An 11,193-nucleotide genomic window follows, 5' to 3' on the forward strand; every position below is an offset into this window, starting at 1 on the left:
GCACGTGGGCTTATTAAGCTGAATTACTTCCTGTCGCTCTCCACGCGAGAGCGTGGATTGAAATTTTTCGAAGCCTTCTCGGCCATCATTGTCAAACGTCGTCGCTCTCCACGCGAGAGCGTGGATTGAAATCGAACTGGATTCGTAAAAATATTAACTAATGTGGGTCGCTCTCCACGCGAGAGCGTGTATTGAAATCTTGTACCGCTATTGCCGTTGCGCCTGTAGCTTTAGTCGCTCTCCACGCGAGAGCGTGGATTGAAATAACTCCAAGTTCAAAATCCTCTGATTCAATGCAGTCGCTCTCCACGCGAGAGCGTGGATTGAAATGGTTATCAATAGCGCGAACGAATCCATAAAGCATGTCGCTCTCCACGCGAGAGCGTGGATAGAAATTTTAGGTTGTATTTTTTAATTTCTGCTTCTGTTTGTCGCTCTCTACGCGAGAGCGTAGATTGAAGGCCTATTTTACAACCCGACAAATTATTGTTACAATGAGAAAGTAATTTTTAAGGGAGTGATTAACTGTTTATGAGCATCCAATTCATTCGCTTAAGGTAATGTAAGGTACAGATTACGTAGGCTCATCTTCCTATTGAGGTGGGTTTATTTAGCTGTACCTTTTTCATTCACCTATTTCGAATGGATGGGGTGCTTTTTAATGTCCAAAAATAAATTAAGCCAAACATGCAAAATGTTTGACAATTCCCGTGATATTGAATATGAGACCATTTTCCAATGCCCATTATGTTCCAGTCCCATGAAAATAGTGGACTGCAAAAGTTTAATATGCGCCAGGAATCATTGCTTTGATATCGCCAAACAGGGATATGTAAATTTACTATCCCATTCCGTCAAAACCAAATATACTAATCCAATGTTCAAAGCTCGAAAAACTCTTTGCCGGAGTGGATTTTTTGAACCACTGCAAGAAAAAATCAGTCAATTAATCTTGGCAGAACTAACAGGAAAAAGTGAAGCGATAAAAGTTGTCGATGCCGGTTGCGGTGAGGGATCTCATCTATCCAGCATACATCAAAAAATAGGTAAAAAAACTCATGGTTTTTTAGGAGTAGGTATTGACATCACTAAAGAAGGTATTCAACTTGCTGCAAAGGATTACCCCCATAATATTTGGTGCGTTGCAGATCTGGCGAAGTCTCCGTTTGCCGGTAAACAATTTGATATCCTTCTTAATATCTTATCACCGTCCAATTATTTAGAATTCCAAAGAATACTTGCCGACGATGGGAAAATTATTAAAGTAATTCCTGACAGCGGATATCTTAAAGAGCTAAGAGAAATTTTTCAGCTAAATACAACTAAACCGGCTTATACAAACGATAATACTGTAGAGCTGTTCCGCCGTAGTGTTAACCTCCTGGACATTCAAAGTGTACGGTATACCTTAGCTTTAGACAGCACCCTTATGGAACATCTGGTTACTATGACTCCCTTATCCTGGTACGCAACGGAAACCAGTTTACAAAGGACGCGGGAAATAAATGCTTTGCACGTAACTATTGATTTAACAATCTTAATCGGAGGGAAAAAACATTGCCTGTCATAAAACATTAACCGTAAGTTTTTAGCGATTAGAAATTTGGCATCCTTTTACTTTGCTGAATGAAACGCTGACCTGGGTTGAGGTAACCCGCAGGGCGGAGGCCATTGTTGGAAAAGGCTGTCGCAAAAGCTACTACAAGGCGGCCGTACCGATAACAGCTTTAAGGGATACCTTGGAGTCGAATGGCAAGCTGAACGGGCGAAAGGCCTTGATTGATTATTATCAAAAACTGTATCCTCGAAAACGTGTCTTTAAAGTGGAGTTTGACAAGTTTTTGTGAGTTGCGCTTTTTCTGGTGTTAAAAACGGACAAGGGGTTCGAACTTATGTGGTTCAAACCCTTTGTCCTGAATCTCTATCGCCGAGTCTGTAAACGTTTATGATTTTGGGGCAGACCCTTTTGATGGATAGGTCCCACACTCTTGAAGGAGGCCGCCAAACAACATAAACATTGTTGTTTACGCGATTAGTAAACCTCCTTGGATTCTTTGTTATTTAATTTTTTAAAGATATATAAAATATGGAAAAGTTAGCGTTATAATATAATCATGTGAAGGAAAAAGCTTATGTTTTTTGTGCATTGATACTGCCTCATTCAATTTTATTGCCTTGAGCACAGCGAAAGGGATGACACTTAAAATGAAAAAAATAGTTACCGTTATCGTAACCATATTATTAACTTGTTTATTTGCTTTTTCAGGGTTGCAGAATGAAAACCGAGTCGCGTATGCGGATGCGCCTAACGCACAATGGGTTAAGTCTGTTGGCGGTAGTAATAAAGACTGCTTTAATTCCGTTATACAAACTAAAGACGGAGATTATGTTGCAGTGGGTTATTCGTACTCCCCTAACATATCCCAATCCTTCCATGGCTGTGACGATGCTATAATAGCAAAATTTGATCCCGATGGAAAACAAGAGTGGTTGAAAAACTTTGGCGGAACCGACGAAGATGTCTTTACGTCCGTTCAGGAAACAAAATCCGGTGACTATATTGTAGTCGGATATTCGGATTCGAAGAATGGCGACCTCCTCAATGGCGACTTTACAACGCTCAACAAGGGCGGTACCGATGGTATTATTGCAGAAATCAGTTCCGAAGGAAAGTTACAATGGATACAGTCAACTGGTGGAGGCGGTAGGGATGAATTTGATACCCTTCAAACGACAAATGATCAAGGATATATCGTAACAGGGTTTACTAATTCAACGAACGGTGATATGGAGGGTAATAAGTGTAGTTATAACGTTCCTATATTGGTTAAATTTAATTCTATTGGCATGAAAAAGTGGATTCGTATTATCGATTCCCCCAAGGAGCATTATCAAGCCCTACAGCAAATGACAGATGACAGTTATATTGCTGCAGGGTACCTTTCAGGGGTGGATTTAAACAACACCTATAGTCCCAAAGGGTATATGGCGATCTTAAGGAAGTTCAATTCCTCCGGTTATCCTCAATGGGTTAAATCAATTGGTGGCAGTTCTTACGATGAATTTTACTCGGTACAACCAACAAGTGCTAAGGGTTATATTGCAGTAGGTGAGACAAGCTCAAATGACGGAGACTTCGCTGGAAAGAATCATGGTCAACACGATGGGGTAATTGTAAAATTCGATGCTCTGGGTAATACCCAATGGACAAAGACATGGGGAGGCAGTGCAAATGATGGCTTTTATTCAGTTCAGCCTACGCAGGACGATGGGTTTATCATTGCAGGTTATACGGAATCCAGCGATGGCGATTTGTTAAATAGCAAAGATTCAGATGATGACGATGCTATAATTGTCAAATTCGATTCTAATGGTAATCAACAGTGGCTTAAAACCCTAGATGGTAAAGGTTCTGATAAATTTGATTCAGCAATACAAACCAAGGATCAAGGTTATGTCGCTGTAGGAATGTCAAATTCTAAGACGAACTCCAGCAGTGGAAATTATGCTGCAATAATCGCTAAATTCAATTAGAAAGCAAAGAAAATTTGATTAATTTTTACTGCAATTTGCGAAAAAAGTATATAAAGGCCATTCAAATTTGTCACTGGTGACGAATTTGAATGGCCTTTATTGTGAGGGGGAGGCAAGCAGTTTTGCCAATTATGAATAAGCTTCTACCCGAAAAAAATCAGATTCCTCCCAAGATATTGTCAAGCGAACTGTCAAATGCTAAGCTTTATTTGTTCGAGTAATCTAACTCTATATCCTGACAATGAACTGGAGGAAAGACACATGCCGGCATCTGGGCCAATGAAACCAGGCAAGAGGCGCCCGCTTGCTAGCACAGGCTAGAAGAAGGAGAAGGGTCTGACCTTGCAGTCCCCATTTAAAACTAAAGGAGGCTCGTGATGGAAAAACCAAATCAGATCAAAGCCTATAAAAAGCGGGGAAGGCTGTCGGCTTTCTTTACGGCGGTCAGTGTTGTGTCCGGGATTCTGGCTATTTTCTTAGTTGTTTACATGATAAGCCTGTTGTGGGGCGGGACAACACTGAAAATGCTGATTTTGCTTGGCACGGCCGTCTGCCTTTGCCAGCTCGCCAAAGCTGTTTTTTACGCGCTGGCTTTAGGGCAGGCCCACGACGATGCTTACTCATCTTTGCTGGCAATACGCCTCGCTATGATCGAGCACCTGAAAAAGCTGCCCTTTGCTTTCTTTCAAACAAGAAAAGTCGGGGACCTGGCCAAGATCATTGACCGCGATGTGGAACGGATCGAAATTTACCTGGCCCACACTCTTCCCGATGTGGTCATTACCAATATCGTTTGCCTGGCTGTTGTGGTAATTGTGACCTTGTTGGACTGGCGTTTGGGAATTGCGCTCATCTCAACCGTCCCCTTGGTCTTCCTCCTGATGCCGGTTTTCAACAAGCTCTGGTCCAAATCCGTGGGGAATTACCAGCAAAGCATCCAACGAGTTTCCGAAAACGTGCTGGAATACATTGGGGCGATTGCCGCTGTCAAAGCCTTCAGCAGCGGGGAAAAGAAGACGGAGCAAGTCCTGCAAAGCATGTACGATTATATCGCCAGCGCCAAGCAAGCCATTTACGCACAGTCCGTTCCCATGAGTTTTATTATCTTATTAATGGAGGGCGGCATCGTCGCAGTGGCCATTGTCGGCTCCCTTATTTTAAGCAGCCGGCCTATTACCGCCTGGAGCATCATCGTCTATATTCTGTCCATCATCCTTGCCGGACAGTTCTCCAAGAATTTCTCCAAGTCTATGACCCTGCAATACAATAAAATTGTCTTTAAGAACACCATGGCAGCGGTGGACTCCGTGCTCAATGTTCCGCCGGAGCCGGAAAAAGAAAAGCGCGGCAGTCCAAGGGCGGGGGACATCGAATTCCAAGAGGTCACCTTTAGCTACAAAGGAAAGGAAGCGGCCTTAAAAAATGTCAGCGTCACCTTTAAAGAAAACTCTGTCACGGCTATCGTTGGTCCTTCCGGAGCCGGCAAGAGCACTCTGGCCAACCTGATCATGAACTTCTGGCAGCCTGAGAGCGGAACCATCCTCATCGGCGGGCAAACAGTCCAGGATTTGCACGAACAAGACCTGTGCGCTTTAATTTCCATTGTCCAGCAGGATGTCTTCTTATTTAACAGCACTCTGGAAGAAAATATCCGCCTGGGCCAAAAGAAGGCCGGCCGGGAGGAAATCATTCGCGCCGCCCAAAAAGCGAGGATAGACGACATCATCAAGGGTTTTCCACAAGGCTACCAGACCCTGGCCGGAGAAGCCGGAGCCAAACTGTCCGGCGGAGAGAAACAGCGGATTTCTTTAGCCCGCATGATTCTGAAAGACTCGCCCATTGTGATCTTGGATGAAGCAACGGCGGCCCTTGACCCCTATAATGAAGCCTTGATTCAGCAAGCCATCAGCAACCTGTGTGTCAATAAGACCTTAATCATCATCGCGCACCACCTGAACACCATCCAGTCAGCCGACCAGATCCTGGTGCTGCAGGACGGTGAAATCATCGCCCGGGGAAAGCATCCCGAGCTGCTGGAAACCTGCGGGCTGTATCAGGCGATGGTGGAGGCGGAGCGGCAGGCTGAGCATTGGCAGATAAAGGAGGCTGCGGGTTGATGATGAAAGAACTGTTTTCCCATATCAGTACAAAGGGTAAGCTCATGCTGGCGACGGCCATCCTGGCCAACACCATAAGTTCCCTCCTCTTTGCGGGCATTATGCTGACGGTCTTCCGCATGCTGACGGCGATAACCGGGGGGCAAAAAGACCTGACAGGATATTGGCGGCTGATGCTGACCATGCTGGCTGTAAAATTTATAGCCAACATCATTGTCAACGGCACCACGCACTTCGCCGGTTTTGAAATGGAAGTGAATTTAAAGGAAAAAATCATCCGCAGGCTGAAGCAGTTCTCCTTAGGTTTTTACACGCAGGAGCGCCTCGGTGAAATCAGCACCATCGTCCAAAATGATGTGGATAATCTGGAGGGCGCCGTGGCCCATATCGGCTCCAAAGCAGTAAGCGATATCCTGACAGCCCTGGTGATTGGCATTGCCCTTTGGCTGCTCGACTGGAAAATGGGTCTGGTCATGGTTTCCCTGCTGCCCCTGGCCCTGGGCATACAAGCAGCCGGTCTGAAAAAGTCCCTGATTTTAAAAGAAAAGAATAAGCGCAATCTGGCGGACATGGTCAGCCGCTTTGTCGAGTATACCAAAGGCATCCCCCTGCTCAAAGCCTTTCCGGAAAATGAGTTTTTTCAAAAGCAGTTAAAAGAAAGCGCGCGGCGTTTTGAGGAAAGCAGCAAGGCGGAGGCCAAAGCCGGAGCCTGGGATTCCGCCCAATACTTTATTCCCTTGGAACTTTGCTTTGCCTTGCTGGCCTTGCTCGGCGGGCTTCTGACCTGGTATAAACTGCTTGACCTGGACAACTATGTCTACTTTATCGTTTTCAGCCAGGAATTTTACCGGCCCTTCGCCAATCTGGAAAGCTACCGCCTGAGCTATACCGGCAGCAAAGACAGCTATGAGAGAATTGCCAGGCTGCTGGACGTTCCTATCCTGACCAAGCCGGCAGTTGCGAAATCCGCCGCCCGTTTTGATATCCATTTTGAGCATGTAGGTTTTCAGTATGAAGAAAAAGGCTTTGCCTTGCAAGACGCCGATTTCGTTTTGGAGCAAGGAAGCCTCACAGCTCTGGTGGGGCCCTCTGGCTCGGGCAAAACGACTATCACCAATCTGCTTCTGCGCTTTTGGGATTGTCAGTCCGGCAAAATTGAAATCGGCGGCGTGGATATCCGGGACATGGATTATGACGAGCTCCTTGCCCAAATCAGCATTGTCATGCAAAACGTTATCTTATTTGCCGACACCGTTTATGAAAACATCAAAATGGGCAACAGCCGGGCTACGAGAGAGCAGGTGATTGAGGCGGCGCAAAAGGCTATGATCCATGAGACGATTATGAGCCTGCCGGAGGGCTACGACACTCTGCTGGGCGAAAACGGCGCGGGACTTTCCGGCGGGCAAAAGCAGAGGCTGGCCATTGCCCGCGCCCTCTTAAAAGACAGCCCCATTGTACTGCTGGACGAGGCCACCAGTAATGTGGACCCCCTCAATGAGGTTTACATCCAAAAAGCCATCAGCAATCTGGCCCTGGGCCGGACAGTGCTGGTCATCGCCCACCATTTGCAGACGATCCAGTCCGCGGACCGGATTCTGGTTTTTCAGGCAGGTCAACTTCTTGAGGCCGGCCGGCACTCCGAGCTGATCGACAAGGGCGGTCTCTACTATAAGCTATGGACTGCTCAGCAGCAGGCTAAAACCTGGGGAATCGGCAGCCGGTCCGCCTAATAAGTGCGGGTAGTTTGCCCAAAACAAACGCTGGAGCGCAATGTTTGTTCCAGCGTTTGTTTTAAAAGGTGTTGTTTTTTAAAGAATTTCTCAGAAAGTCATGCATGGCGGCAACGGAGGTATTGCTGATCACATGCTCGATGGCACAGGCGTCCGTATTGGCCGTAGCGAAGTCAATTTGCAAAATATCCGTCAGGAACCTTTGAATGATATGGTGCTTTTCCGAAATGACAGCCGCTATTTCCAAGCCAGCCTCCGTCAGGTAGATCTGTTGGTATTTCTCGTTGGTAAGCAAGCCTTTTTGGGCGAGGATGGACATGGCTGTGTTGGCTGTGGACTTCGTGACGTCCAGCCGCGCGGCAATATCCGTTAGCCGGGCGCTTCCGCCTTCCCGCGCTAACTCATAGACGGCTTCAAGGTAATTTTCCATGGTAAAGGTAAGCCTATCCATAGCGTTCAATTCTCCTCTGTTTTTATTGGCTGGGCAAGAGTCCTCTTCTTAAAGAACCCTGTTTTTAAGGAAAGAGATTTTAAGGAAAGAGGTTTTAAGAAAAGAGGTTTTAAGAAAAGGGATTTCAAGGAAGGAGGTTTAAGGAAAGAGGCCTTATTAAGCCTCTCGTTAACGGCTGTTCTTCAGACTGCGGTATTCCCGGGGAGTGATGCCGTAGGTCTGCTTAAAGAGTTCTGCAAACCGGCTGGGGTTTTTGCAGCCTACACTTTGGGCGATGGAATAGATGGGTTCAGCGCTGCTGTCGATCTTGTGCAAGGCCTCTTTCATGCGCGCTTGCAGGACATAGCCGTGAATTGTGCTGCCAAAGGCCCGCTGAAAATCATTTTGCAGCTTAGCGGCACTTGTATTGGTCCAAGAGGCCAAGTCGGAAATTTTAGGCGAAGCTGAAAGCCCCTTGTCGATGATGGCTTTCGCTTTGTTGACGGCTCTTAAATCGTCCTCTGTCAAGGGGTGTTTATTGGCCGGCGGCGCCGCAAGGGCTGCCTGGGTTTGGGCTGTAATCAGGTAGAGGATTTCCATGATTTTGCCTTCATAGTACAATTCCGAGGAAACCTCGGCTTCCATGCTGTGCTTGATTTGTTGGAGAACGAGCTGTAATTCGGGGTTAAAGTAGCTTTTATAGTTCATTTGGCTCAGGTCATGGACATTTAAGTAATTGCCGGGAAACCTTTCTCGTAAATAGTGCAGGTAAAACTCTTCATAAATCATAATCCGGATTCCCTGCACAGGAGTATGGGGTAAGAAGACGAGTTTGCCGGGATGCTTTTGATTAATGTAAGTGCTGATGCCTGCCTCCAGCGGGAATTTCCCGACGTCATACTCCCAGCTTTCCGCTTTGATGGATTCAAAGTAGAGAATCTCCATAAACTGATCGGCTGAGGTATAATTCTTGCACGTGCTGGAGCGGAAAGCATAGTTCATAAGGGAAATTAAGAACTTATTCGCAAAGGAAAGCTGCTTCATCCGGCCTGTAGCCAACTCTTGATCCGCTTCAAAGAAAGCAAAGGCCCCCTTGATTTTGGTTTGCCGGAAGCAAAGCTCCAGCGGCTGTTCCGGAGAAGGGCCGGGTTTTATTGATGATTGTAGGTTCATTATATTCACCTGCCAATTTCCTATAAAGTTCCTATAAAGTGATGTGCGGAAAAATAGAATGCTTATATTGGCATTGCTCTGAACAAGGGGTAAAGGCCAAGAAGTTTGAGTGATCTAACATTAATAGTTTAACAAGAATTGGCTTGCAGCTCAAGTTTTTTGTTTTGCCGCTTTTAGCAGCAATTAATTTTGGCAATACCGGCGTTGGGCTGCGAACAGGCTTGGCTAACCCATACCCGCCTATTGACGGAGGCATGATGTCCGGATATACTCCAAATATATCCATATAACTTGCTGAAGGGGAGTGATCATAGTGAAATTCGACGGATTAAAGGAGCAAATGAGCGGACAATTAAAGTCGAAAGAGCTGTTTGAGCAGGCCAAAAGCGCTGCTTACGAGTATCTGGACAGTCTGCCCGCCAAAACTATAGTGCCCTCGGACCAGGCCATTGCGGCCTTGGATGTCTTTCAGGAACCAATGCCCGCTGAGCCTTCTGCTCCCCGCGAGATACTTGAGCTGCTCAGCCGCTTCGGCTCGGAGGCCACGGTTGCGCAGAGCGGCGGAAAATACTTCGGTTTTGTCTGTGGGGGATATTATCCGGTTTCCGCCGCGGCGAAATGGATTGCTGATCTTTGGGATCAAAACGGTGCGCTTTTCGTCATGTCTCCCATTACCTCAAAGTTGGAAGAAGTATGTGAACAGTGGCTTGTCGATTTACTGGGCTTACCCTCCGGGACCGCCGCAGGCTTTGTCAGCGGCTCTTCCCTGGCCATCCTCTGTGCTCTGGCGGCGGCCCGCAATGAGCTGCTGCTGAAACAGGGCTGGGATGTAAATCAAGACGGGCTTTTTGGAGCGCCCCCGCTGCGTGTCGTGGTGGGAGAGCAGGCCCATTCCACGGTTTTCAAGGCTTTGTCCCTGCTGGGTCTGGGCCGGAGCAGAGTGGAGCTGGTTCCCGCTGATGATCAGGGACGGATGATAGCGGAGAAGCTGCCGCCCTTGGACAGCAGCACCCTTCTGATTGCCCAGGCCGGAAATGTGAATAGCGGTGCCTTCGATCCGCTGGAAGCCTTATGCGGGGCTGCCAAGGAAGCCGGTGCCTGGATTCATGTTGACGGAGCCTTTGGCCTTTGGGCCGCAGCCTCCCCCCATAAATATCCTCTACTCAAAGGATTTGAAAAGGCGGACTCCTGGTCGGTTGACGCGCACAAGACTCTTAACGCTCCTTATGACTGTGGTATTGTTTTGTGCCGAAAGCGTTCCGCCCTTGTCAACGCCATGCGGGCCTCCGCTTCCTATATCCAGTACAGCCCCCACAGGGACGGGATGATGTACACGCCGGAAATGTCCAGGCGCTCAAGAAGCATCGAATTATGGGCGACCTTGAAGTGTTTGGGCAAAAAGGGAGTCGGGGCCCTGGTGGACGAACTATGTGAAAATGCCGGATATTTCGCCGAGAGATTAGCTGCCAAGGGCTTTAGCGTGGTCAATGATGTAGTCTTTAATCAGGTTCTGGTAAAATGTGAAACCGCTGAATTGACAAATGCCACCTTAAGAAATATTCAAGCCAGCGGCAACTGCTGGTGCGGCGGCGCGCAATGGCAGGGCGAGCCGGTGATCAGAATAAGTGTCTGTTCATGGCAGACATCCCGCCAGGATCTTGACGAGTGTGTCGAAACTTTTGTCAAGTCCAGGTCTGTCTGAAAGCCGTCGCCTTTTAACACGATTTAACCGTAGAAAAACCCCCGTTGACAATCTTTGGCATCGCTAATATAATGAAGACGGTATCCTACCTTAAATAAAATTCCCTGGCGAAAGGAGTTGTCGTTAATGTCTGTAAAAAATGCCGAGGTGGTTTTTATCTAACTGAATATTGGCACGGGTACACGGTAATGCCTTAGAACAAGGCTTTGTTTGTGTTACCTGGGCAGCTTCTTTCGAGCAACCTGAATCGTGGATATAAAGTAATTTATTGGCACGCCTTGGTAGCGTGTTTTTTTATTGCTTTCATAATTAAGGGGATAAAGAAGACTTGATGCAGGTGGAGTTTTAACTCCATCTGAAGCCTAGTCGCCCTTATCCAGGGACTTAGCCGCTCTTAACTCACCGCTTGCCGAAGCGGGAGTCCTAGCGCGGATTAGTCAGCGGATAAATTGAGAAAGGCTCTGATCCTCACTTAATTGCAAAGTGGGGATTATTTTTCTTTAT

The 11,193-nt window shown here is 47.1% G+C and carries 8 protein-coding genes; 6 read left to right on the forward strand and 2 right to left on the reverse strand.

The genetic code is table 11. The features are described 5' to 3' along the window. Positions 1-661 precede the first annotated feature (661 nt). From REC12_RS00485 to REC12_RS00505, 5 genes are all read left to right on the forward strand, one after another. Positions 662-1,570, forward strand: a complete 909-nt coding sequence (locus REC12_RS00485; RefSeq protein ID WP_308891544.1) for a putative RNA methyltransferase — start codon at positions 662-664, stop codon at positions 1,568-1,570. A gap of 49 nt (positions 1,571-1,619) precedes the next feature. Further along, positions 1,620-1,847: a hypothetical protein gene (locus REC12_RS00490; protein WP_308891545.1), complete on the forward strand. Its 228-nt coding sequence runs from the start codon at positions 1,620-1,622 to the stop codon at positions 1,845-1,847. 358 nt (positions 1,848-2,205) lie between these two features. Next, on the forward strand, positions 2,206-3,534 hold the full coding sequence (locus tag REC12_RS00495) for a hypothetical protein (protein ID WP_308891547.1): 1,329 nt from the start codon (positions 2,206-2,208) through the stop codon (positions 3,532-3,534). Between the two features lie 377 nt (positions 3,535-3,911). Continuing rightward, complete coding sequence (locus REC12_RS00500; RefSeq protein WP_308891549.1) at positions 3,912-5,651, forward strand: ABC transporter ATP-binding protein; 1,740 nt, start codon at positions 3,912-3,914, stop codon at positions 5,649-5,651. Next, the gene (locus REC12_RS00505; protein WP_308891551.1) at positions 5,651-7,384 is read left to right on the forward strand and encodes an ABC transporter ATP-binding protein; all 1,734 of its coding nucleotides are present in this window, start codon (positions 5,651-5,653) and stop codon (positions 7,382-7,384) included. Before REC12_RS00500 ends, REC12_RS00505 begins: the two co-directional genes overlap by 1 nt. 61 nt (positions 7,385-7,445) lie before the next feature. Here the strand turns inward: REC12_RS00505 and REC12_RS00510 are convergent, their stop codons facing one another. Both REC12_RS00510 and REC12_RS00515 read right to left on the reverse strand, forming a co-directional pair. After that, positions 7,446-7,835 carry a metal-dependent transcriptional regulator gene (locus REC12_RS00510; protein ID WP_308891554.1) on the reverse strand — a complete coding sequence of 130 codons (390 nt, stop codon included), beginning with the start codon at positions 7,833-7,835 and terminating at the stop codon, positions 7,446-7,448. Positions 7,836-8,003: 168 nt separating this feature from the next. Continuing rightward, on the reverse strand, positions 8,004-8,987 hold the full coding sequence (locus tag REC12_RS00515; RefSeq protein WP_308891557.1) for a helix-turn-helix domain-containing protein: 984 nt from the start codon (positions 8,985-8,987) through the stop codon (positions 8,004-8,006). A 313-nt stretch (positions 8,988-9,300) separates the two neighbouring features. Here REC12_RS00515 and REC12_RS00520 point away from each other — a divergent pair, with 313 nt between their 5' ends. Beyond that, positions 9,301-10,689, forward strand: a complete 1,389-nt coding sequence (locus REC12_RS00520; protein WP_308891559.1) for a pyridoxal phosphate-dependent decarboxylase family protein — start codon at positions 9,301-9,303, stop codon at positions 10,687-10,689. Positions 10,690-11,193 lie beyond the last annotated feature (504 nt).

The sequence above is a fragment of the Candidatus Desulfosporosinus nitrosoreducens genome, from assembly GCF_030954495.1.
GTDB lineage: Bacteria > Bacillota > Desulfitobacteriia > Desulfitobacteriales > Desulfitobacteriaceae > Desulfosporosinus > Desulfosporosinus nitrosoreducens.